Annotated in this window: 16 protein-coding genes; 9 read left to right on the forward strand and 7 right to left on the reverse strand. The window is 40.5% G+C overall.

The features are described 5' to 3' along the window. Window positions 1-37: 37 nt before the first annotated feature. On the reverse strand, window positions 38-400 hold the full coding sequence (locus tag NMK36_RS09315; protein WP_072722283.1) for a rhodanese-like domain-containing protein: 363 nt from the start codon (window positions 398-400) through the stop codon (window positions 38-40). A gap of 109 nt (window positions 401-509) precedes the next feature. Beyond that, window positions 510-4835: a hypothetical protein gene (locus tag NMK36_RS09320; protein ID WP_254173600.1), complete on the reverse strand. Its 4326-nt coding sequence runs from the start codon at window positions 4833-4835 to the stop codon at window positions 510-512. Between NMK36_RS09320 and NMK36_RS09325 the strand changes: the two genes are divergently transcribed. Then, window positions 4834-5004: a hypothetical protein gene (locus tag NMK36_RS09325; protein WP_186440465.1), complete on the forward strand. Its 171-nt coding sequence runs from the start codon at window positions 4834-4836 to the stop codon at window positions 5002-5004. The genes NMK36_RS09320 and NMK36_RS09325 overlap by 2 nt on opposite strands. Window positions 5005-5009: 5 nt before the next feature. Here the strand turns inward: NMK36_RS09325 and NMK36_RS09330 are convergent, their stop codons facing one another. Beyond that, entirely contained in the window at window positions 5010-6221 is a 1212-nt protein-coding gene (locus NMK36_RS09330) for an RNA-guided endonuclease InsQ/TnpB family protein (protein ID WP_072722281.1), read from the reverse strand. Window positions 6222-6686: 465 nt separating this feature from the next. Continuing rightward, window positions 6687-14288: a DUF4347 domain-containing protein gene (locus NMK36_RS09335; RefSeq protein WP_254173601.1), complete on the reverse strand. Its 7602-nt coding sequence runs from the start codon at window positions 14286-14288 to the stop codon at window positions 6687-6689. A 519-nt stretch (window positions 14289-14807) separates the two neighbouring features. Here NMK36_RS09335 and rimM point away from each other — a divergent pair. After that, entirely contained in the window at window positions 14808-15431 is a 624-nt protein-coding gene (gene rimM / locus NMK36_RS09340; protein WP_254173602.1) for a ribosome maturation factor RimM, read from the forward strand. 191 nt (window positions 15432-15622) lie between these two features. Next, complete coding sequence (locus tag NMK36_RS09345; RefSeq protein WP_072722273.1) at window positions 15623-15892, forward strand: hypothetical protein; 270 nt, start codon at window positions 15623-15625, stop codon at window positions 15890-15892. Window positions 15893-16218: 326 nt separating this feature from the next. On the opposite strand, the gene NMK36_RS09350 is transcribed toward NMK36_RS09345, so the two are convergent. The 3 genes from NMK36_RS09350 to cruF all read right to left on the reverse strand — a co-directional run bounded on the left by NMK36_RS09350 (window position 16219) and on the right by cruF (window position 18896). Beyond that, window positions 16219-16557: a type II toxin-antitoxin system antitoxin SocA domain-containing protein gene (locus NMK36_RS09350; protein WP_072722272.1), complete on the reverse strand. Its 339-nt coding sequence runs from the start codon at window positions 16555-16557 to the stop codon at window positions 16219-16221. A gap of 114 nt (window positions 16558-16671) precedes the next feature. Beyond that, complete coding sequence (gene cruG, locus NMK36_RS09355) at window positions 16672-17898, reverse strand: 2'-O-glycosyltransferase CruG (protein WP_083580195.1); 1227 nt, start codon at window positions 17896-17898, stop codon at window positions 16672-16674. 80 nt (window positions 17899-17978) lie between these two features. After that, the gene (gene cruF / locus NMK36_RS09360) at window positions 17979-18896 is read right to left on the reverse strand and encodes a gamma-carotene 1'-hydroxylase CruF (RefSeq protein WP_072722271.1); all 918 of its coding nucleotides are present in this window, start codon (window positions 18894-18896) and stop codon (window positions 17979-17981) included. A gap of 247 nt (window positions 18897-19143) precedes the next feature. Between cruF and NMK36_RS09365 the strand changes: the two genes are divergently transcribed. From NMK36_RS09365 to NMK36_RS09390, 6 genes are all read left to right on the forward strand, one after another. Next, window positions 19144-20313: a F420-0:Gamma-glutamyl ligase gene (locus tag NMK36_RS09365; RefSeq protein ID WP_072722270.1), complete on the forward strand. Its 1170-nt coding sequence runs from the start codon at window positions 19144-19146 to the stop codon at window positions 20311-20313. A gap of 76 nt (window positions 20314-20389) precedes the next feature. Next, window positions 20390-21622, forward strand: a complete 1233-nt coding sequence (locus tag NMK36_RS09370) for a GNAT family N-acetyltransferase (RefSeq protein WP_072722269.1) — start codon at window positions 20390-20392, stop codon at window positions 21620-21622. 2 nt (window positions 21623-21624) lie between these two features. Beyond that, window positions 21625-22095, forward strand: a complete 471-nt coding sequence (gene ruvX / locus NMK36_RS09375) for a Holliday junction resolvase RuvX (RefSeq protein WP_254173603.1) — start codon at window positions 21625-21627, stop codon at window positions 22093-22095. 392 nt (window positions 22096-22487) lie between these two features. Continuing rightward, window positions 22488-23075 carry a DUF3727 domain-containing protein gene (locus tag NMK36_RS09380; RefSeq protein WP_072722267.1) on the forward strand — a complete coding sequence of 196 codons (588 nt, stop codon included), beginning with the start codon at window positions 22488-22490 and terminating at the stop codon, window positions 23073-23075. Between the two features lie 154 nt (window positions 23076-23229). After that, entirely contained in the window at window positions 23230-24303 is a 1074-nt protein-coding gene (gene mltG, locus NMK36_RS09385) for an endolytic transglycosylase MltG (RefSeq protein WP_254175172.1), read from the forward strand. Between the two features lie 154 nt (window positions 24304-24457). Then, a complete protein-coding gene (locus tag NMK36_RS09390; protein WP_139295161.1) occupies window positions 24458-25672 on the forward strand; it encodes a hypothetical protein in 1215 nt (404 codons plus the stop codon). Window positions 25673-25680 lie beyond the last annotated feature (8 nt).

The raw sequence follows: 25680 nt of genomic DNA on the forward strand, positions 1-25680 counted from the left end.
AATCCAGAAGAATAAAACAGTTGTTGTTCATGAATATTTAATATCGAGGAACTTTGGAGTCAACATAAATTGAGTAAGCATCAATACCCCCGGTAATATTTTTAACCTGGGTGAAGCCCTGGCGAATCAGCCATTGGCACATTTGAGCCGATCTCACACCATGATGACACAGAACCAAGGTTTCTTGGGTGGCATCAAGCTCTACCAAAATTTGCTCAGACCATTGGCTATATTGGCTGAGGGGATAATTCATAAACCCGTCAAGTTTTGCCATCTCAATTTCTTCAGGTTCGCGCACATCAATTAACTGAAGTTGATGGTTAGGAAGGGTTTGCAGTAACGCTTCTAATTCCTTAACGTTGATTTCGAGAATGGGTTGAACAAAAAATTGGGCTGACATAGGGTTATTTGTATTAGCTTTGCTTTTGTTAATTAGAAGCCAAAAACTGGTTAGTCATGAAGATATCTAGCCTTCTTGATTAGAACTGTCTAGGATTCAATTTTATTCCCTACAAGGAAATAATACTAGAGATGCCGCGAATATGCAACTCGACCCTCGGCTTTTCATCTCGATAGAAAACAACGCCTCGATAATCTCCTGTGGTACTATTAAAGGACAGTTGATGACCATCTGCGACTTCTAGCATTAATTCTCCAATTCTAACTTTACCCTGTTTACCATCAACATCAATTTGTAAAGCTTTGGAACTGTAAATATCGGTCAAGAGCACCCATAAACTATTATTCCGTTTAGCGCGTTTCACTTGAATATGACCAATTTGGAAACTAAACCCATCGGCTTCTGGCCCCAAAAGACGGATTTTTGTACCGGGAGGTAAACCTTGAATTTCATTATCGGGTAAACTATCAGAACGATGTTGGGTATCGCCGGGATGAAGTTGTAAAAGTTCAGGACGGTCTAACAAATCTAAGCGCGGAGTGTCAATATTTAAGGTGGCGGGATTGATTTTCCAATCCTTAGATTTGCGAATAATATCTTGGTGAATTTCTTCCGCCCGGATGGGTTCAGCGACTAAGGCATAATCTTTTTGTTTGAGTTTGGTGGCTAACCATCGTTCTCTCGCAAAGTCTTGTAAAGCCAGTTCATTACAGTTAATAAATCGTTCATAGAATTTGAGGGTGGGAACAAGTTCCCCAATTTTTTCTAAAGTAATTCCCACTTCAACCATTGTTAATTTTTGTCGCCAGTTGTCACTGGATAAGACTTTTTCAATTAAAGTTAAATAACGACTTCTAAAATCCCGTGCTTGTTCAGGAGTTAAATTAGAACGGGCAATTTGACGCAACAGTTCAAATCTAAATAGAATAGCTTCCAGTTTACTACATTTTTCAATCGCTGCGATCGCATCAATCCAACGTTTAATTTTAATTAAATAATCAATCCAATCTCGTAGGCGATTTTGTCGTTCTAAAGCCCGTCCAAGACAATCTAAATGTTTTAACCATTGTTGACTACCTGACTTTCCTGATTTTTCCCATTCCACAATCATCCGTTCAAAATCTCCGGCTTTTTCTAAATAAGGTAATCCTTCGGGAAATCCTGATAATTCGGCTTGGGCAATATTATATTCTCGTTTTTGAGTGGTGTTACTATCCTGCCAACAGCGCACCGCCCGCCGTAAATTTCTCGCCCGATAATAACAATCTCCTGCTAATTCTAAAACCCCATTATATTTAGCTTCATCTAATCCTTCTAAAACCTCTGCAAACCGTTGCCATTCTTCCGGGTCTAAGATTTTTTCCCGCATTAAAATCCGAATTTGACGGCTATAATCTTGAACAGCCGCTTTCCAAGCTTTGACTAAACGATTTTCTTGGAGAATTTGGTTGCTTAAACTCTCTTCTAAAAATTGGGTAAATTGTCGAATATTCGGCAAGGTTTTTGGGGTTTGTGCCATAAATTCAACTAAAGGCTGTTCTACCTGTTTTTTCTGAGGAAATTGGCGATACCATTCAGCTAAAGCTTGCCAACACATTCCATCCCAAAAACAATCCCATGCCTCTAATTCTTGACTCCTTTTGAGGAATAAACGTCCGGCTTCTCGAAAGCGTTTATCAAATTTTAACGCGAAGGCTTCACAAATATCTGCTTTTTCTAAATAGCCTAATTCTCGATAAAATTGTTTCGCCCGTCGCATGGATGTAGCATCTTTTTGATTACGACCATTTTCTTCAAATTCCTGCGCTTGGGAGGCTCTATTATCCCGTTGTAATTCTTCTAAATTATCCCCCCAACGGACTCCTCCAATATAGGTTTCCCAGTTCTCCCGATTATCAACTTGAGTTAACCAATATTGATCATAATGTAGAGACGTGCCCAGGCGCGTCTCTATCGCTGGGTCTGTTTCAACAGTAGCATATTGCCATAAATAGCGATCGCCCATTTCCGTATCAATAACCACTAAATCCGACATTCCCCGACTAGCAGCAACATAAAGCTTATTAAAAAAGTATTCTAATTCTAAAGGATGATTTTCTGTTCCTTGGACATAATCAATTAAGGGACGTTGATTAAATTCTTTAGCAAATTGATCGCCAAATTTATATAAAATTACTAAGGGAAATTCTAATCCTTTCGCTTGAATAGCACTTAAAATATTCTTGGGGGGATGTTCTTCAGTTGCATCAGGAAATAAAGGCGATAAAAATTCATCTCGTCGAATATAGTCTAATTCCCCTCCCGCTTCACAAGGAACAATAAAAATAGGAGATTTTTCAATATGTTTTTTTAAGGCTTCTGAGGAAAAATTATTCTGTCCGAAAATAAACTTTTGAGGAATGGGAGACTCAATATAAGATTGCCAAGATTCTTGGGGTTTTAACTCCTGAATCTTAAATAAAATATGTCTCCAGAGATGAATTAAATTAGTTACTTTGACAATAGACGGACTCGATCTATAATTGGATTCAAGTTCATAAAAGGTCATGGTTAAATTCAGTTGACGAGTTGGGTCAAGGGCGGCAATGACTTGATCAAAAAAGGTCGCCTTGACACTTTCCCAGCGAAATCCTGTCGGGTTTAAAGTTTGAAAGGGATCTCCCGCAAAGGCAAAGGGTAAACACCAGACCGGGGGATATAAATCACAATGGGAAAAGATAGATAACTGCATAATTAATCGCAGTTCTAAGCTGGTGAAATCTTGAGCTTCATCACAAAAAATAGCAGTATAAAGCGGTAAATGATCTCGACGAACTTCTAAGACTTTTCTAATTAAATCTTGATCATCCCAATAGCCTTCTCTAGTCGTTAATTGATAATACCAAGGCCAAACTTGTTTATAAATCGCTTGAAAAATTTCAACCGATAAACTGCGTTCCCGTCGAGGCACTTCTTGATAATCATCGGGGGTCATATACCCTTCATGTTGTCCGCTTAGGGTATAACCTTTAATAAACGTTCTAATAATATGCCAACACAGTTCGGGAGAATAACGACTATAGCGACGACCACATCGTTGCCTAAATTCATGAAAACAAATATATTTATCAGGATCAAATCTATCGCTTTCTTCAGGAGGTAATAAACTTAATAGAAATTGCTGAAAAGATTTAAAACAAACATCAATAGAAGGTTTATTTCCTTGCCCATTAGTTTCTAATAAAAATTTATGGTGACTTTTTAGAAGTTTTTCAACCCCTTCTTTAGCCTTCCCTAATAATTGTTCATTATACGTTAAAAATAAAGGATGGGGAACTTGGGTTAATTTTTGGCGATATTGTAAATAATATTTTTGATATCGATAACAATAATCAGCAAACAAATAAAATAACATGGTAGATTTTCCACTTCCGGCTCGTCCATTAATAAAAACCGGAAGAGAACTACTTCCTAACTCTGGAGTCGATAATTCATGCAGAATCTTTTCTTCCTCCATTGATAACGCCCAATTAATTCCGAATTCCTGTTCAATTTCTAACCAGATTTCGGAATCTCCTAATAAATAATCAGGATAAGAGCGTCGAGTATAACGGGCTAAATCTTCTAACGTTAATTCCTGAGCTAAAATATTACTAAAATTAGAGTGATTTGAAGATTCTGTTAAATCAGGTTCTCCTGAATTAAAATTAAATAAACGAGTAATTTGACCGACTTCAAGAATATCATTGAAGTTAGGATGATGATCAAACGTAGATAGCAGAAATAAAACGCTGCGGTTAGGAATATCTGAGGTGAGAATCCAACTATAGAGAATATAACGATTGTCTTCAGGTTTACCTGCAATTTCAATATTATCAAACTCTGTTTTTATAATTTTAATTGCTTCTTTCCCTTCCACTAAACTATCAACAATGTCATAATAAGTTCGCCATTGTAGTTGAGTGTCTCGCTGCTTAAACTGTGCCACCCAAATTTCACTTTCACAAATCACAGCATCCGTTGTATTCTTAATCCAATCTGGCCCTTTTAACCAAATTTGGCGTAAATCTTCCGGCAAACTCGGACGACGGGGAAAGGATTTTTGTTCCTCCCGTTGGGCATTAATACTATTATCTAATTCTTTTTGATCAATTAAGGTATCCAGATAATCTCTTCCATAGTCATCGGGATTTCTCAAAAAGGCCTCATATTCTTTTCCCCCTCTGGGAAAAACGGCCAATAAACATAAAATTGGGTCATTTTTAACCCATAGAATTTTTCCCAGCAAGCGCAAATTCCGTATAGGCCGCTTTAAGTAGGGATAATTCCACTCAAATAGTGCCTGTACTGCTACTGTCCCTTGAGCCTTGAGGGTGACGAGTAATTCTGCCACTTGACTCTGGATGCCCTGCTGTTTCGCTTGTGCGTCGAATGTCGGGGTTGTGTAGATTAACATGACTTCGATTTTGACACAATCTGATAAGTGTCACCATAAAGTCATTGTGCGTTATTTAATGGGAAAATATCAAATCGAGGTGAAGCTTAATCTTCAACCGTTAAGGGTGATCCCGATAATCTCCAGTATTTTAGGACATTATGGACTCGAAAACCTGGAAAAATGGTGAACTACCTACACCGCCCTAATCGGGTCGGTGTAGGCTTCCGAATTCACAGACCGATGCCCCTTACTTTTGCAAGCAGGTGGACTTACACAGCCTCCATCGGCAAAGACGGGGTTCCCTCCGCCTTCAGTTAATATTCTGATGCCTTCGTTCCTGATATTTAATGCAGCGTTTTCATCACGGTCATGATGAGTTTGACAATTTAGGCAATCCCATTCTCTAACATCCAGAGACAACTCACTTAGGATATAACCGCAACTCGAACAAGTTTTGGAACTAGGGAAAAAGCGATCAATTTCTACAAGTTCGCCATTTTTTTGCTTCAACTTGTAATCAATAAAATTGACAAATTTTCCCCAACCCACATCAGATATAGCTTTTGATAGCTTCCGGTTTTTAACCATCCCCTTGACGTTGAGGTTTTCAACGACAATGACTTGGCTTTCGTCAACCAATTTTCTTGATAATTTATGCAAGAAATCTTGGCGGGAATTGGCTATTTTCTCATGAACCTTAGCTACAGTTTTCCTAAACTTCTCTCTCGATTTACTACCTTTAGTTTTTCGAGAGAGTTTTTTCTGTTTTCGGGCTAAATTTTTCTGATGACGATATAAATATTTAGGGTTAGCATATTTAGTTGCATTCTCTCCATTGTGAGTAATTGCAAAATCTTTTAACCCCAAATCAATCCCAATAATCTGATCTCCCGACTGTTTAACGTCGGTTCCTTCAATTTCACATAAGATGGAAGCAAAGTATTTATCAGTCGAAGTTTTGGAGATTGTTACCGTTTTAATTTTTCCCGTAATCTCTCGGTGAAATATTGCTTTAATTTCACCAATCTTAGGGACTTTTAGATATTCACCGCTAACAGTAACACTTTGGGGATACTGAATTGATTGCTTGTGATGTTTAGATTTGAAATTAGGAAATTTAGCTCGTCCCTCAAAAAAGTTCTTGTAAGCTCTATCTAAGTTTATAGCTACACACTGGAGAACCGATGAGTAGCAATCTTCTTTGAGCCAAGGATATTCTTTTTTGAGTTGAGGGAGCATTCCCTTATAAGATGGTAATTTTAGGCTTTTGCCAGTTTCTTGATAGTGCTGAACACAGGCATTTAAGGCAAAATTCCAATACCATCTTGCACAACCAAATGACTTGGCTAACGCCAATTCCTGTTCTGGTGTTGGATAGAGTCTAACCTTTGTAGCCTTCAGCAATTTGAATCACCTCCTTTTTTATTATATTATATTTTATAATAGCCAATTATTGAACATTCTATAGTCCCCGGCCGCAATTCATCCCACGCTGCCCTATCGGGTCAGTCGTGGGGCTTCTTGCGGAAGATGCTAAAATTAACAAAAACCCATGTATTATTTTTGAAGCATGAGTGTTTCCTAATCTGGCATTATGTCCAGGGCTATTTCATGGGTCGGGTCAGAAACCGAGGGTACTAGCCATATTTGCTAACGTATCGCCAGCAAATAATATGAAATCCTGAAAATTATACTACAGATAATCCCCTAAACCCCCTGTAGAGACGCGCCATGGCGCGTCTCTACAGGGGGGAATTTGTAGCAAATATTTAGGGATTTCATATTACTATCTGTGTTTGCAACAGCAGTCTTCGCTAAACATTTTGTTTGACAAAGACTGCTATACGGATACTTCTTTGCTAACTGCTATCAAGCGATAAATTCTGAGGAATTAATTAAGGTACTATCAAAACCCAACAGTTTAACAAGTTCCTCTCCCGTATTGGCAAGTTTAATGATTGTATTACCATTAACGGTTGTGATTTGCAACGCTTCAAGACTTAATCCGCCTGTTAACTGAATTTGATCTTCGCCTAGAGTAAAATCATTAATGATATCTACTCCTGTATTCCCTGCAATATAAAAGCGATCGCTTCCTTTACCTCCGATTAAAATATCATTTCCTACATCTCCAAATAGGTGATCATCCCCTTCTCCTCCATCTAAGAAATCATCTCCTTGTCCACCATAAAGACTATCATCTCCTAAATCTCCAAACAAGTTATCATTGTCTTGATTTCCCCATAGCAAATCATGATCTTTTCCACCATAGAGAAGATCTCCAGCAGCACCGCCATGTGCTTCATCATCTCCTTGACCTAATGCAATAGTTTGGCTTAGTTTATCTCCAACAACAATATTGGTTTCTGCATCCCCCAAGAGTTGCATTTGCCCCCTTAATAAAGCAACATTAATATTTTGGAGTTGAATAATAGAATTAGGCAAATCCGTACTATCAATCAAGCTAATTTGTTGATTTCCGACTCCTGTTTGTTGTGATAAAGCTACATTGGCTTGTATCAGAATGGGCTGACTACTCGGTAAATCTCCTGGCAATTGGGAGAAAGGAGCAAACATAGAGAAATCCCATTGGGTATTAGCATCAAACCGAGTTAAAATTTGTTGAGCCAATTGATTGAGTTCAGAAGATTCAGTTCCTAGCGTTTCTTGAAGATCTGTTTGTAAATTTTGCCAGGTGCGATTATTTCCTGTCAAAATTGCACCGCCAATCTTTTCAGGGACAGAAACTTCAAAGCTTTCTCGATTGAAATGTTCAAATATCTCCTGATTCGTCGCGTTGGCCTTAATCGGTTGTTCAGAAATACTTAATTTCTGGGCAACTTCCAGAGGGAATACCATACCCCCATTGGAATTCAATACATAATAATGCTGAGAAAATGTATCGTCTCCTGGATCTAACAGGGGGATAGAATTAAGATTCTCAGATGCCAGGTCATCAACAAAGGATGTCACATCATATTGAGGTGCGATTAAGTTTTCGTGAGATTCCATGCCGCTACGCGGAATATTGAAAAGACCGGGGGGAATTATGCCACCAGGCCCCGTAAACCTGACACTCGTAAAGTTATAAGTCGCCGTCTGAGTTAACGAGATCTCAGAGTATTTGATTCTGCTAAATACTCTAGCTCGACGTATAGGTGAACTGCCAAACTGTCCCAAACCTAATCGATTTAGCAAAGCAAATTGTTCAACACTTAGTCCGTTCAATGCTCCTATAATGTCAGATGAATTTGCTGCGGTTGTTATTAGGTTTACAAAGGTGGGATTGTTGAATGCCGAAACATTAAAGAGACCACTAGCCTTCGTTTTAGATACAAATGCTTCAAGTATCGGCTTGGGATCTTTATAATTTGCGAATGTTGCTTGAAACAGTGCTGTTGTCGCTAGTTCTTTTGGGGTAACTCCCAGGTCTTTAGCAATAGAGTTAAGATAGTCAGGGATATAGTTGTATTCGATGACGGTATTCTGTTGGTTAAAATTGCCCGCTTCATCGGTAACAGTATTGGGTAGAAGTGTAGCCGAAACATTCCCAGAGGTTGTCATTCCCCCAACCGCTACCTCATAGATGCTCCCACTACCTGTAATAGTTGCGGTTTTGGGTTTCGCAGTTCCTCCTAAGATGAGATCATTCGCTTCAAACCCCTTAACAGATTCACTAAATATAACCCTCCAGTAAACAGTATTGTCAGAGGGGGGACGATTTTGCGTAATGATGGCCGTCGGGGGAGTGGTATCACCAGAAGGTAATGGTGTTGGGGTAGGGGCTAACGTTGCTGTAGGTGTTGGGGTCGGGGCTAAGGTTGGTAAGGGTGTGGGCGTTGGAGCTATTGTCGGCGCTGGAGTGGGTTCTAACGTCGGTGTAGGCGTTGGAGTTGGTGATATTGTCGGTGTGGGCGTTGGAGTGGGTTCTAACGTCGGTGTTGGAGTTGGTGATATTGTCGGTGTAGGCGTTGGAGTCGGTTCTAACGTCGGTGTAGGCGTTGGAGTCGGTTCTAACGTCGGTGTGGGTGTTGGGGTCGGTGTTATTGTCGGTGTGGGTGTTGGAGTTGGTGTTATTGTCGGTGTGGGTGTTGGGGTCGGTTCTAACGTCGGTGTAGGCGTTGGAGTGGGTTCTAACGTCGGTGTAGGCGTTGGAGTTGGTGATATTGTCGGTGTAGGTGTTGGGGTCGGTGTTATTGTCGGTGTGGGTGTTGGAGTTGGTGTTATTGTCGGCGTTGGGCTAGGTGTTATCGTCGGTGTGGGTGTTGGGGTCGGTGTTATTGTCGGTGTGGGTGTTGGAGTCGGTGTTATTGTCGGTGTTGGGGTCGGTGATATTGTCGGCGTTGGGCTAGGTGTTATCGTCGGTGTGGGTGTTGGGGTCGGTGTTATTGTCGGTGTGGGTGTTGGGGTCGGTGTTATTGTCGGTGTGGGCGTTGGAGTTGGGGTCGGTGTTGGGGTCGGTGTTATCGTCGGTGTGGGTGTTGGGGTCGGTGTTATTGTCGGCGTTGGGCTAGGTGTTATCGTCGGTGTGGGTGTTGGAGTTGGTGTTATTGTCGGTGTTGGGCTAGGTGTTATCGTCGGCGTTGGAGTTGGGGTCGGTGTTGGCGTTATGACCTCAACGGTATAAGTTTCACCTGTATTAAAGGCTGTGGTTAACGAGTTTCCAGCAATATCTTTAATCGTTGGAGTTGCTGAGGTATCGAGTCGTAATGTTCCGTTTCCACTAATATTATTGACAGTAACATTAACACTATTTCCTGTCGTAGCAGAAACATTAGCAATTGTACCGTTTACGGTTCCTGTTGGGGTAATGATAAAATCACTAATGTCTAAATCTTTTACTCCTTCACTAAAATTCACTTGATAAACCACTGTATTTCCATTAGTGATTTCAGTGAGGGGAGTTTGACGAATAATGCTACTAACTGTTGGTAGAGTTCCATCAACGGTATAAGTTTCACCTGTATTAAAGGCTGTGGTTAACGAGTTTCCAGCAATATCTTTAATCGTTGGAGTTGCTGAGGTATCGAGTCGTAATGTTCCGTTTCCACTAATATTATTGACAGTAACATTAACACTATTTCCTGTCGTAGCAGAAACATTAGCAATTGTACCGTTTACGGTTCCTGTTGGGGTAATGATAAAATCACTAATGTCTAAATCTTTTACTCCTTCACTAAAATTCACTTGATAAACCACTGTATTTCCATTAGTGATTTCAGTGAGGGGAGTTTGACGAATAATGCTACTAACTGTTGGTAGAGTTCCATCAACGGTATAAGTTTCACCTGTATTAAAGGCTGTGGTTAACGAGTTTCCAGCAATATCTTTAATGGTTGGAGTTGCTGAGGTATCGAGTCGTAATGTTCCGTTTCCACTAATATTATTGACAGTAACATTAACACTATTTCCTGTCGTAGCAGAAACATTAGCAATTGTACCGTTTACGGTTCCTGTTGGGGTAATGATAAAATCACTAATGTCTAAATCTTTTACTCCTTCACTAAAATTCACTTGATAAACCACTGTATTTCCATTAGTGATTTCAGTGAGGGGAGTTTGACGAATAATGCTACTAACTGTTGGTAGAGTTCCATCAACGGTATAAGTTTCACCTGTATTAAAGGCTGTGGTTAACGAGTTTCCAGCAATATCTTTAATGGTTGGAGTTGCTGAGGTATCGAGTCGTAATGTTCCGTTTCCACTAATATTATTGACAGTAACATTAACACTATTTCCTGTCGTAGCAGAAACATTAGCAATTGTACCGTTTACTGTTCCTGTTGAGGTAATGATAAAATCACTACTGTCTAAGTCTTTTACTCCTTCACTAAAATTAACTTGATAAATAACTGTATTTCCATTGGTAATTTCGGTGAGGGGAGTTTGACGAGTAATACTACTAATGGTTGGTAGAGTTCCATCAACGGTATAAGTTTCACCTGTATTAAAGGCTGTTGTTAACGAGTTTCCAGCAATATCTTTAATGGTTGGAGTTGCTGAGGTATCGAGTCGTAATGTTCCGTTTCCACTAATATTATTGACAGTAACATTAACACTATTTCCTGTCGTAGCAGAAACATTAGCAATTGTACCGTTTACTGTTCCTGTTGAGGTAATGATAAAATCACTACTGTCTAAGTCTTTTACTCCTTCACTAAAATTGACTTGATAAATAACTGTATTTCCATTGGTAATTTCTGTGAGGGGCGTTTGACGAGTAATACTACTAATGGTTGGTAGAGTTCCATCAACGGTATAAGTTTCACCTGTATTAAAGGCTGTTGTTAACGAGTTTCCAGCAATATCTTTAATGGTTGGAGTTGCTGAGGTATCGAGTCGTAATGTTCCGTTTCCACTAATATTATTGACAGTAACATTAACACTATTTCCTGTCGTAGCAGAAACATTAGCAATTGTACCGTTTACTGTTCCTGTTGAGGTAATGATAAAATCACTACTGTCTAAGTCTTTTACTCCTTCACTAAAATTGACTTGATAAATAACTGTATTTCCATTGGTAATTTCTGTGAGGGGCGTTTGACGAGTAATACTACTAATGGTTGGTAGAGTTCCATCAACGGTATAAGTTTCACCTGTATTAAAGGCTGTTGTTAACGAGTTTCCAGCAATATCTTTAATGGTTGGAGTTGCTGAGGTATCGAGTCGTAATGTTCCGTTTCCACTAATATTATTGACAGTAACATTAACACTATTTCCTGTCGTAGCAGAAACATTAGCAATTGTACCGTTTACTGTTCCTGTTGAGGTAATGATAAAATCACTACTGTCTAAGTCTTTTACTCCTTCACTAAAATTAACTTGATAAATAACTGTATTTCCATTGGTAATTTCGGTGAGGGGCGTTTGACGAGTAATACTACTAATGGTTGGTAGAGTTCCATCAACGGTATAAGTTTCACCTGTATTAAAGGCTGTTGTTAACGAGTTTCCAGCAATATCTTTAATGGTTGGAGTTGCTGAGGTATCGAGTCGTAATGTTCCGTTTCCACTAATATTATTGACAGTAACATTAACACTATTTCCTGTCGTAGCAGAAACATTAGCAATTGTACCGTTTACGGTTCCTGTTGAGGTAATGATAAAATCACTACTGTCTAAGTCTTTTACTCCTTCACTAAAATTAACTTGATAAATAACTGTATTTCCATTGGTAATTTCGGTGAGGGGCGTTTGACGAGTAATACTACTAATGGTTGGTGTGACTGCATCTATCTTAATGGCTGTGGTATCAGTCACATTTTTGAGGGTTAAATTAACGTTATTTCCCCCACTATCTTTAACAGTTGCATCCCCCGTTAAGGTTAACGCTGTTCCTATAACGAGGCCATTATTATCCTCTTTTCCTAAACCAATATTGTAACGGAAAATATGCTGAGTATTTGCTGCTCCTGTGCCCAATAACGTCGCATTAACAATTCCGCCTGTATCTAAAGTAACAGGAATACTAACATTTCCTGTCCCTTTATTAATCGTGACAGGCTGAGTAAATTTTACCACAAAATCGAGGTTATCTCCCGCTTTTAAGGTAATCGCAGGAGGAGCTTGAACTTTACTAATTTCTACCGCAGAAGCAATCAATTCAAAAGGAAAGTTAAACGGGTTTTCATCTCCATCATTATTACTAAAAGATAATTCTCCTGCGAGTGTTCCTATTTGATTAGGTGTGAGGGTAACATCAACAGTTGTACTAGCATTAGGAGCGAGTGTAGTGGTGGTAAAATTTCCTAATCCGGTGAAGCCTGTTCCGCTAAAAGTTATCGGATTAGTTAATAATAAATCCCCTAATCCTGTATTTTTAATCGTGAAGGTTTTAGTTAGACTTCCTCCCAGGGATATCTGACCCAAATTAATAGCTGTTGAAGTTCCATCAATAATATTGGTGCTTCCGTCTAAGACTTCTATTTCTGGGGGAGCATATTCAAATGCACCAATATCAACAATATTATTAGCAATTCGGGCAAATCCAACGCCTCGTTGGTCGGTTGTTAATCCGGTCGCATTAGTCGTATTTCCTGTATCAATCCCTGGACTTCCTGCTAACAAAGCATGGGTAAAACTTAAGCCGCCATTATCTTGTAAAGGGCCTAATTTAGCATCTAAAGGATTGCTGGCTGTTCCGACTAAACTACTGGCTGGAAATGTGGTTTCAACACCGCTATTATCTCCGATTAAATTTCCACCTCCATCCGTCCAAGTTCCTCCCGCTATATCGGGGTTTTTAATATTTGTTGATAAGTCTTGATTTCCAGCAATTAATGTGTTTTTAAGGGTGGCTGTTCCACTATTTTGAAAAATGGCTCCACCACTATCATAAGAGGTACTATTAGTCGTATTAATATCGGCTTTGTTGTTCGTAAAGGTACTATTGGTAATGGATAAGTCGCCAACATTATGAATAGCACCGCCACTATCTTCTGCACTGTTACCGGAAAAGGTACTATTATTAATTGTAGCGGTACTATTGTAGTAAATAAAAATTGCTCCACCGCCATATCCTCCGTCGCCTGTGACTTTGTTATTGGCAAAGGTACTATTATTAACGGTAAGATTGCCTAAGCTACTACTAACATAAATTGCTCCTCCCCGTTTGTTTGCTTCCCCATTACTGAAGCTGAGGTTATTGAGGGTGAGGTCACTATTGGAGGGAACATAAAAGAAACGGAAAGCAGGTGCTGTGGTGCTTCGTTCAATAATAGCCCCATTCCCGTTCAGGGTCAGTTTTCCGCCAACGGTTATATCTGTAGGAGTGGGTAAACCGTTAGCATCACTAGCAAAACCATCGGAGGTGTTGTTATCAACGGTTGTTAAGCTGTAGACTCCTTTTGTTAAATTAATAATATCGTCTTCTGGTGTGGTGTTAGCCGTGTTAATGGCTGTTTTTAGCCCATCAACGGTACTGACGTTATAAGTCCCTAATATGGCTGGATAATCAGCAATTTTTTCTTGATTAAATGGAAATGAAGTGGTAATTTTTCCTAAGATAACATCTAGGTTCCAATTTCCTCCCAAGGCAGTATAACCTACTTTTTGACGCGAAGCTGCTAGGTTGACTCCTAGATAATGATGAAGACGAGACAGAAACCCACCGTTATCCGATGCGAGTTCACAACTATAGATTAAAACATCGGTATTTTCTGTAAAAGTTTGTCGCCACGTTTTGAGTTGGGGCGCATATTTTTCAAGATTATTGACGTTTAAGGTGGTATTTCCTAAATGCAGTGTTCCTGAACTTCCATGGGTGAGCAGATGAACAGCTTTTAAATTTTTGTAGTCTGATAAAATATTGGTAATTTGTTGAATTCCATCTTCAGTTTTGGAGAGGATGATAAAATCAATATTTTCACTAATTGCGTCTAATAATTGGGGGATATTCGTAACGGATGAATCAATGATCAGTAATATATTATCCGTGAAGGCTGAACTTAGGTCAAAATTAATGGTACTCATGATCAATCCTTTATTTTCTATTACCTGAAGAGGTTCTAGTTTAGTCTGAATCAGTTGAAAAATTAGGGAGGTTTGTCAAGTGGAAAACCCACCCCTCGGCTGGAGGAGTCAAAAGATTATAGGAGATCGCACCCAGTTTAGGTGATGCTTCTAAAGGACAATCTCTAGGAATTTTATACAAGCCTTTGGGTTTTGTTAGAGAATATCCTCATTTACAATTCCTAACTTTAGTATAACTGACTGATTCTTTTTTTTTTGAAGCGTCGAAAATAATTACAAAACTTTACATTTAAAGAAATAGTAATTTTGTAACGGTGTTAAATTTCAGGGTTCCAAAACCTCTACATAACTTAGATGACTATTAAGAAGACTAGCCAGAGCCAATATTTTCCGGTAATCCTTGACTTTTTTCAGTTTTTCTATTAGAGTTGTTAATATATTTATTGTTGTAAAAAATGAGCCACTGCTTTTGATTTTATCAGGTAGCGATGTGTTCTTCTGTTGCGGTTTTTAATTCTTATGGAACTATCTAAAATGATAGAGATCGGCACTATTGTGGCGGCTCACGGGTTAAGAGGGGAAGTTCGAGTTTATCCCAATTCAGATTTCCCAGAACGGTTTATCGAACCGGGTCAGCGCTGGCTATTACCCCCCGGACAAACCGAACCTAAACCTGTGGAGTTTTTGGGAGGCTATTTAATGCCCAGCAAGGGCATTTATGTCGTTGAAATCGAGGGCATTGAAGATCGAACTCAGGCAGAAGCATTACAAGGTTGTCCGTTGTTGATCACAGACCAAGATCGCCCCCATTTAGAAGAAGATGAATTTTATGTTTTAGATTTAATTGGGTTGGAAGTATTCGACCAAAGAAAAGCGGAAGTGATTGGAAAAGTCATAGATGTGATTTCGGCTGGAAATGATTTACTAGAAGTGGAGTTACATTCCCCAACTCCAGCCCCAGACACTCTCGTTGCTGACCCCCTCCCAGAACAGATTCATCGTAAAACCAAAAAGAAACGTAAATCCAAACTCCTACCCACCGTTTTGATTCCCTTTGTCAAAGAAATCGTTCCCATTGTGGATTTAGAGCAAAAACGGATTGAAATTATTCCCCCGCCTGGATTAATTGAGGAAACAGTTTAAGACCCCTCTGGATGGAACTTTGCTTCCTCATCTGATGCAATCACAATCACCTGTTGAATAAAGTGATAGCTAAAAAATAGCTCATTTCCTATCCTTATTTTCAGAATGTCTTTCTTGCAACTAACCTAATTTTGAGCAGAACGATACAATGCTGTGTGATAGACTCTAATCTTGCTGTCTGAGATCTTGCCATGACTGACCTAATTAACGATTCATTAGACAATCTACCCCGCGAGGTTAGGGTTAACCAACTTCGCAATTTGATTGAAACCCTGCATATTGCTGATGAAATTGCTACTAAAGGCTACTTAATCAGTAGTTCTGAACTGGCCGATCTCATGGATATTAACGCCAGCGCTGTGACCAGTCGAGGAGATAACTGGGCATGGCGCAACTGGGAAGTATCCAGAGTGCGGCGAGAAGGTAATCAAATTCTCTGGCAATTAGAACGAGTCGATTAACGGTTGGCTGGCCGTTGATGGTTTATTATCAAGCGCTGATTTAGCGATGTTCTGCCCTGTTATAGCACTACGCTATAATGGGGCAAAATATTATTTTGATGCCTGAACTTCCGTCTTTTGATGCGATCGCCGTTTTTGTCTAAAAGATTCTGTTAGCGATCGCCCTATTGGAAAATATTTCCCACTGTGCTGGCATAAAGTTCTAACCTAGGGGTGTGGATTTTGCAAATGTTCAAGAAGTTCTACAGAATTATCAAAGGTTTTGATCATATCTTCCACATTAATTATATCGTTCTCATCCGCAGATTCCCAGGCGCGATCATGACTTAACTCCGTAAGCTCTGCAAAAGACAAACTTCCATTATCTTGAAAGCCTGAAGAACCTGTTCAGATATTTCTTGCGAAGGCTGAAAGCTAGGAGACAAATCTCCACGCACTAATTTCAGTAAATCATAAATCTGACTGGGTACAGGGCCATGTTTCATGGCGTAATAGCTATCCCCAAAAATAAATCTTCCATATTTTTCTAAGTGTTCCTTATCTGCAAAATATAAAAATTTAGAAACACGATGAATTGTTGGTTGAACCTTATTCTCTAATAGCTCCAAGATGTAAAGAATAGACTCTATTCCTTTCTCAATATTAAAATCAAATTGGTATTCCATAACAGCTTTTTCTTAATTACACCAATAAACAGTGTATTTTTTCGGTATTTCTATTATAGCAATACCTAATAACAGTTTTAAAAGACGTAACAATTAATCATGAATTTTTAGGTTTTAATTCTTTCCATAGGTTCTCCCTCGCCATTGAATTTGAGTTTGAGTTGCAGATATCCATAATCGTAATACCGCCACCGCATCAGCGAGGGGAGATAACCAAAATACCCAAGGCTGTTTAGCTTGGCTGAAATCATAGGATAACGAAATGGCAGCCGTTAATATTAACCGCAGAAACAGTAAAAAACCATTTAATCCTAACAACGTTGAGCTTAAAATAGGGGGTAAAGATAGACTAGAGGAAAATAACAGATTAATCAGTAATAAAGGTAACGGTAAGGCTTGAACTGCTAATAAAATGAATAAATCTGACCACAATTGAGTCTTAGAACAAGCATCTTTAAGATCGAGCGATCGCCCCCAACCTTCCCAAGTATCTTTTAAGCCATCATACATTCTAACGGTTAATACATTTGCCCCATCTAAAAACCCAACTTTAAATCCTTGTTGAGCTATATTTCGAGCTAAGGTAACATCATCACAAAAGGAATTTTTAGCGCTGGAATATCCCCCAACTTTTTCTAATACCGAACGACGACATAAAAAACATTGACCATTTGCCATCACTCGTTCAGGTTTTTGGGGTGATAAATCCGGTGAACCAAAGCGATAAACTAAGGTCATTAATAGGGCAGGTTGTAACCACAATTCCCCTGGATATTTGAGAATAAATTTACAAGATAATGATAATAAATCATATTGATTTGCGATCGCAGTTTTCACCACACTTGCCACTAAACCCGGTTGCGGTAGAGTATCAGCATCAATACCTAAAATCCATTCACTTTTTTCAGAACTATTTAAAAAACCCGTATTTAACGCCCAAGGACGACCTACCCAGTCCGACGGTAATGGTTCATCTAAAACTAATCTAAATCTGGGATCAGATTCTGCAAATTGTTTGACAATATCCTGAGTACCATCTTGGGAATGGCTATCGACAATTAAGATTTCTCGAACTTCATAACTTTGTCGGGTTAAGCCTTCTAAACAAGGGGTAACTCGCGCTGCTTCATTCAAAGTCGGAACTACAATACTAACCGTTCCCAAGAGGTCTAAGGTGGGAGATTCAGGTTGTAAAGGAGGAACTCGAATTGCTCCTTTGAATAACCGAGATAAGATAATAATTGTGGCTGGAATTTGTAAGATTAATATTATTGAAAATAATAAAAACCAGAAATTAATATTTGAAAAATTAGCAATATTTAAGAAAATTGGATTCAACATTAAATTTAGTTTGACTTGGACTTCAATTATTTTCCCATAAATAAAGATGGGCAAAGCCCATCCTACTTAAATCTTAATTGTTACTTTGCAGCAACTTCTACGGGAGAGGGATTAATATTGTCACTGGGTAATAAACTTTCCATCGTCTCTAAAGAAGGTTTAGCATTCCACCAGAAAATCAAGGCAGGAATGACCCCAAATAAAATACTTAAGGCCGTTGGAAAGAGGAAACGAGCATCTAATTCAACAACGGTAATGGCTGCCCCAAAGAAGAAATTAGTCAGATAAACAATTAGGGGTACAGTTAATTGAGAACGAGATAAAGCAATGGGAGTTCGTCGCCATAAAAACGCCCCAACGCTCATGAATACCAAGCCTGTTCCCATCCAACCGACTAAATTTCGATAAGGCATTCCAAAAAATTCACCGACTTCTTGAAATTGCCAAAAGGGAAAAGGAGCTTGACTCATGGCGGGGTCTAATACTAAATCCCAAGCGGTGAGTAAAACCGCTCCTAATGCCAAAGCTGCTAATTGACGTCCCCAACGATCTCCCATTGTTAATTTTAAACCTGCACGGGCTAACAAATAGCAGGTTAAACCCATATAAAACCAAGATAACGGAATGGTGAAGGGAACTAACCCTGCAATTTTATAACCTAAACCACTCAAATATTGATAATGACCAAAGGGAAATCCGGTACTGGTTCCTAAAAGTTCACTAGATAAGGATAACAAGACCGATGGAATCATAAAAGCTAAGGTTGTTCCTAACCCTAACGTGCGATACCCATATAAGGCTAGTGTTGCCGCCCCAAACACAATATAGGTTATGCCTCCTGCTGTCATTCCCCAGGAGAACAATTTCATCCCCATCGGAGGTAAATTCGCGACGAGTTCAGGGTTGGGTAGAATAAACAATAACCCAGCTAGTCCAAACAGCGTTGATACAACGTGAGCCGTGAGGCAAAATCGTTCTGCAATTGACTTGTGCTTCATGGGACTCCTAGAGAAAGTATTAAGATACGTCAAGCGCTCTTCTGAATTTTACAAATCTTTAAATAAGAATATACCCTTTGGCGCTAGATCGGATGGAATCTGACCGTAAGATCCCGATAGCATAAGTCTTGCTAATAGTTTAGGGGAGTAAGCCGTTATTTTTGTAATTAAATTTAACAATTGTAGAAGATCCGGGCTGCGGTAGGATGAAAGTGCAAATCGGACATTTACAAGGGGAAGTGGTGTAATGGCAGCAGGTTTGAGCCTAGTAACAACAGCCGCATTTGTTTTACTGGGTTTAGGAACATTAGCCCTAGAAATTCAATATCGTCTGCGTCCAGGCAATAAACTAGAACTAACTCAAGGAGAGTGGAACCTGGATTTATCCGACTCCACCCATTATGTGTTGAGAGGGGAAATGGAATTCCGTAATCTCACCCCCAACCTAGAGATTATGTTGCCAGAAGTCACGGCTCAACTTCACCTGCTCTCTAAAGCGAGTTTAGACGGTATTAAGCACACCATTAAAGTGATTTCCGCCCATCTTGATGCCCCTAGCCGAGAGGATAATTATTGGTTTGGGTATATTGTTAAAGTCAAAAAAACCACCCGGATTAAAGTCTTAGTCGAAATTGAAGGACAAGACCTCAGTGCTTTACAATCAGCTTGGGTGAAAGTCGATTATATTACCTACGGGCCAGAAGGACGCATCCCCAAAGTTCGCCACGTTGTCCTTCCCCTCAAATATCCAGACCCGACCCTAGCCCCCAATAAACGAATTATTGAAGGGATAGCCGAAGTTTACCCCATCCGTACCCATTTATTAACTCATATTGATCATCCCGTTGAGGTGATTAAAAAATATGTACTTCCCTATGCTCAACCGGGGGATATTGTTACCTTGGGAGAAACCCCTGTTGCGTTAATGCAAGGGCGATTTTTCCACCCCACCCAAATTAAACCGGGATGGGTTGCTAAACGGGTTTGTTATTTCTTCATGCCCACCTCTAGTTTAGCCACCGCCTGCGGAATGCAAACTTTAGTAGATGTTGTCGGGCCAGCACGAGTTTTATTTGCTATTGTGGTAGGAACCTTAGCCAAACTTTTAGGAAAACCCGGAGTATTTTATCAATTAGCCGGAGAACAAGCTCGACTGATTGACGATGTGACCGGAACTTTACCCCCCTATGATCAATTTATTGTCCTAGGGCCAGATGATCCCCAAAATGTAGTCAATACCCTACAACAAGAAACAGGGTTAGGGGCAGCAATAGTAGACGTGAACGATTTAAAAGCCGTTAAAATATTAGCAGCAACCCCCGGTCTTTCCACTGCTTTGATCAAACAAGCCTTAAGGAGTAATCCCGCCGGAAATGCCGATGAGCAAACCCCCCTGGTGCTAATTCGTCCTTTATAAAATCAGTTATCAGTTATCAGTTATCAGTTGTCAGTTATTGATAACTGATAACTGATCCTTTACCCGACTTGATCCCATGAATTTATTTCTATCCCAAAATCAAAATCAATTTAATATTCGCCAATTTCAATACCGCGATTTAGAAGCCATTGAACAGCTATATCGCCAAGCCGATGATCAAGCTAATTCTGACACAGGCTTGAGCCACGAGTTAGAACAATTGCGACGTTGGTATGGGTTGCTCAAATTTTTAAGCTGGTTTCCCAACCCCTGCCAAAACCTGTTTAACGCCTATATTGCGGAACAGTTTGGTCAACTATTAGGGATGATTAAAGTATCTCCCTTTAACACCAGTCGTAGTACCTGGCGGATTGAACGTATCTTTGTAGATCGGTTAAACGATCAAAGTAGTATTGGATCACAACTATTACGCTATTGCTTTGAAACGTTGTGGGAAGCGCGAACTTGGCTATTAGAAGTCAATGTTAATGATAGCGGTTTGATGGCACTGTATCGACAAAATGGATTTCAACCCTTAGCTCACATGACCTATTGGGTTGTGGAACCGGAACTCCTGCAAACCTTAGCCACCACTCAACCTGATTTACCCAACCTTCTCCCGGTCAGCAATGCAGATGCTCAACTGCTGTATCAACTTGATACCGTTTCTATGCCTCCCCTGCTGCGACAGGTCTTTGATCGGCACATTTTAGATTTTAAAACCAGCTTTATTCAAGCCGTTGTGGATGCTATCAAACAATGGTTGAGCCATAGCGAACAAGTCAGTGGCTATGTATTTGAACCCCAACGTAAAGCAGCCATTGGTTATTTCCAAGTGCAGTTATCCCGTGATGGCTGTCAGCCGCACGTTGCGGAGTTAACGGTTCATCCTGCCTATACCTGGCTTTACCCCGAACTGTTATCCCAGATGGCTCATTTAGCCCAGGAATTTGGCCCCCAGTCCCTGAGACTGGCATCCGCCGACTATCAACCCGAACGAGAAGCTTATTTAGAAAAAATTGGAGCACAACGGGTAGAACATACTTTGTTAATGTCTCGCTCTGTTTGGCATAAATTACGGGAATCAAAATCTTCCTTAGAGGGATTGCAATTATCCGATGTGTTACCCAGTTGGCAACCCGCCCATAAACCTGTACCCACCCGAATGTCCTGGTTAGGGCCAACAATTCAACATCCGTCCGCTACTCAAAAATCTTCTGCTGGGGATGGACTCTCAGAAGGGACAGAATTAGACCCCAAAAATCTAACTCAGAAGCCCTCAGATGTACCGTCTGATCCCCGTGAATAATAATGGAACAACAGACAAAATCCGCTTTTATTTCTGCTTTGGGATTAGATATTGGCCGCAAACGGGTTGGTGTCGCAGGCTGTGACGGGACAGGCTTAATTGCTACTGGACTCACCACCATCCTGCGGCGTTCTTTTTCTCAAGATATTAAGCAATTTCAAGAACTTGTTCAGCAACGACAGGTACAAGTCTTAGTAGTGGGGTTGCCTTACCATCTGAATGGTTCCTTGGGATCTCAAGCCAAACAGGTGCAAAACTATGCTCAACGGTTAGCTTCTGCCTTGAAGTTACCCCTAGAGTACATCGATGAACGGCTAACGTCCTACCAAGCCGAACAACTGATGATTTCAGAAAATATTTCCCCCTCTCGCAACAAAAGTCTGATTGATCGCAAAGCCGCCTCTTTGATTTTGCAACAATGGTTAGACCAGAGGAGGACAAGGGGACAAGGGGATGAGGGGACAAGGGGATGAGGGGATGAGGGGACAAGGGGATGAGGGGATGAGGGGATGAGGGGATGAGGGGATGAGGGGATGAGGGGATGAGGGGATGAGGGGATGAGGGGATGAGGGGATGAGGGGATGAGGGGATGAGGGGATGAGGGGATGAGGGGATGAGGGGATGAGGGGATGAGGGGATGAGGGGATGAGGGGATGAGGGGATGAGGGGACAAGGGGATAAGGGGATAAGGGGATAAGGGGATAAGGGGATAAGGGGAGAGAAGGGGAGTAGGGGGTTGGCGGTGGTGCTGCGTTAATAGTCAACCAATTTGATGATATCCTGGTGTTGAAAAGGGTTGAGCGTATCCCTTGGGAACTCCTCCCCATTGCCGTTTAGTGCGGCTAAAAATAGTACCGTATAAATGATGCTCCCATCTAAATTTCCCAACGATAATGGACGTTCTGAGGAAGCCTATGTCACCCTGACCGATGAGCAGGGGCGATCGCTGGTTTGCACCTTGCAATCCTCAATTCAGTTAGAAGGTCAAGAGTATGGATTGCTTCTTCCTGTGGACACGCCCATCGAAATCTTAACTTGGAATGACGAAGAAGATGATGATGAATCTGCTGTTCCTGTAGAATCAGAAGCAGAAATTAACAAAATTTTTAAAACGGCTAAAGCTGTTTTAGCAGAACACAATTTAGATCTCAAACGCACAGGAATTACCCTAACTGTAGAAGGAGAATTACCAGATTTTCCTGAAGAAGGAGAATCTAATGCTGATCTCGATTCTTCTCAACCTGACCAAGAAGAATTTGAGGAACTCCTGTGGTTAGCTAGTTTCTATCACGAAGAGCAAGAATACGGAATTTATACCCCAGCCGATCCGTTCTTTATTCTAGCTAAAACCAATGAACAGGGAGAATATAAACAACTTTCCCCGGAAGAATTTCAAAAGTTAGAACCTTTGTTACCCCTGATTGAAGATCAACTTTTTGATGCTTTGGAGTAACTGATTCAGGTCTAGGTATACCCCTTAATAATAAATATCTCCTCAGAGGGAGATGGGCAGGGTTTCAGTAGAAGGTAAAATCGAGTTTTGATTTGGGAGTGGCAATTTGGAAATTGCAAAAACAAAACAAAAGAAACCTCAAAATAGACAAACTTTGAAACGGTTTTCTAAAGGTTTTTTTTATCTTCTTATTCTACCGATAATCTGGGGATTCTTCGGATGGCAAGGTTGGATGTGGTGGAGTTGGGCAAGTGCGGCTCCTCAAAGTGAAGAACAGGTGAGATCCTCCAGTGGGGGTGGAAACAGTGTGAAAATCCTGATTCCCCCTGGAACATCAAGCCAGCAAATTGGGGAAGATTTGAAAGCAGCCGGATTAATTCGTTCCGATTTGGCTTGGAGACTGTGGGCACGGTGGTTAATCTTCAAAGATCCTCAAGGAGATTTTAAAGCCGGAAGCTATTCTCTGGCTCCAACTCAATCCTTGAGTGAAGTCGCTTCTAAAATCTGGAATGGGGAAGTGATGACGCTTAGTTTCACGATTCCAGAAGGCTGGTCAATTCAGCAAATGGCGGAATATTTTGAACAACAGGGATTTTTCTCGGCGCAGGAATTTATCGCAGCGAGTCGTCAAATTCCCTATCAAGATTATCCTTGGCTCCCTCAAAATTTACCTTTATTAGAAGGCTTTTTGTTTCCCGATACTTATCAAGTGGAATCGGCTGAAGTGACACCCCAAGTCATCATTCGTCAGATGTTAGATCGGTTTCAAGAATCGGCTTTACCGATCTATCAACAAGCGAAATCCCAACTGAATTTGGATTTGAATGAATGGGTGACACTCGCGAGTATTGTGGAGAAAGAAGCCGTTGTCGCTGAAGAACGAAATCGCATTTCCGGGGTGTTTCACAACCGTTTGCAAAAGGGAATTCAACTCGCTTCTGATCCGACGGTAGAATATGCTTTGGGAATTCGTCAAACCGTTGATCAACCCCTAACCTTTAAACAGGTGGAAACGCCGTCTCCCTACAATACTTATATTAATGTGGGTTTACCGCCAACGGCGATCGCAAGTCCGGGTTTAGCGAGTTTAAAAGCAACACTTAACCCTGAAAAAACCGATTATCTCTACTTTATGGCACGTTACGACGGAACCCATATTTTCAGTCGAACAGAAGCGGAACATCAAGCAGCAATTGCTGAAGTTGAACGCAATCTTTCTTCTCAATAAGAGAGTTGAATTTAGCAAAATCCTCTCTTTTTAGAAAAAAAGACTTACTGTTTTTTAATCAATCTCCTGACTCTAAAAGAACGTGCGCTCTGGTTATTATTTTTTTACTCCCAAACTTAAGTTTTTAGCCAAAATAAAAAGCCTCTATTGGGCTATGTTGTTTGGGTTATCTACGGTTTCACCAGTGGTGCAGAATTCTTTAATTCCGTTATCCTCTGGTCAAATTCCAGTTCTTCACTCTCAGCAGACTCCTACTCCCCCATCTGCTTTAATTCCTTGGGGTTGGGATGCCGGTTTAAAAATTCGCCGAGTGGCGGGATATTATCCCCATAGTCCTGTTTACTTTGAGCGTTGTCCTGATGGTATTGGTGGCAAATGTTACGATGCTATTGCTAATCGTGCTGGATTTTATACCTTAGCCTATGGCTCATTTAGTCACCAGGAAAAAGTAGGGCCAACGGGAAAGTTAAGTTGTATTCCCAATGAAGCTGAAAATCCCAACGCCCCGACCAATCGAATTTTAATGGAAGCTAACCCGTCTGAACCTGTTGGCACTCCTCCGGTTCAAGGTCGCTGTCCTTACTTTTTTTACTGGAGAAATCACGGTGTCGGGGGTAGTCCCTCCGCTTATCTAATCAATGACAGTTTAAGTTTGTCTCAAATTCCTGCTGGTTATGGGAGTTTTTATATTGGACTGCAAGAAAACCTGAAAACCTATCGGGGGACTTATGGGGGATTAGATCACCGAAATCGAGCTACAACTCCCTTGTATGAGTGGGTAGATGGTGTACGTTTAAAGCTACGGGCTAAGGTGTGCTTTGGCGATAAATCGTCGGACTTATACCGCAAAATCCGTGTACATACGGATATGACCTTTTATAATTTACAACATCATCAAGGATTTGGCGTATCGGTTAATTTAATGGATTATGGGGTTCATGAGGGTAAACCTTCAACATTACCCGAATTACTTCGTGAGCCAAAAGTGCTGGAATATTCTTTAGCTCAACTTCATGTGAGTGGGGAATTATGGAATGTGACACCGAAGGATTTAAAGTTTACGGTGGATCGATCTTCAGATTGTAATTTACCTTTAGAAAATCTACCGTTTCAGGATGTTTATGTTCCGTTCAAAACCATTTTTGAACGGTTAATTGCGGAAGGCAAAATTGATCCCCGTTTAACAAAAGGCGCAATTCTTTCCAGTACGATTGTAGTCGGCTTAGAACAGTGGGGACGAAATCGCGCGGAGGTGGAAATTTCTGATCGCAGCTTGATGATTGCTCTGCCCCCTACAGCCTCTAACGAAAACTCTTTTAGGGAGGATGCAGCCAAGTCACCTCGTTTTCGGTTAAAATCAAGGGGCTAAAATTTTAT

Origin of the sequence: Planktothrix pseudagardhii, from assembly GCF_904830925.1 — a bacterium.
GTDB classification, from domain to species: Bacteria; Cyanobacteriota; Cyanobacteriia; order Cyanobacteriales; family Microcoleaceae; genus Planktothrix; species Planktothrix tepida.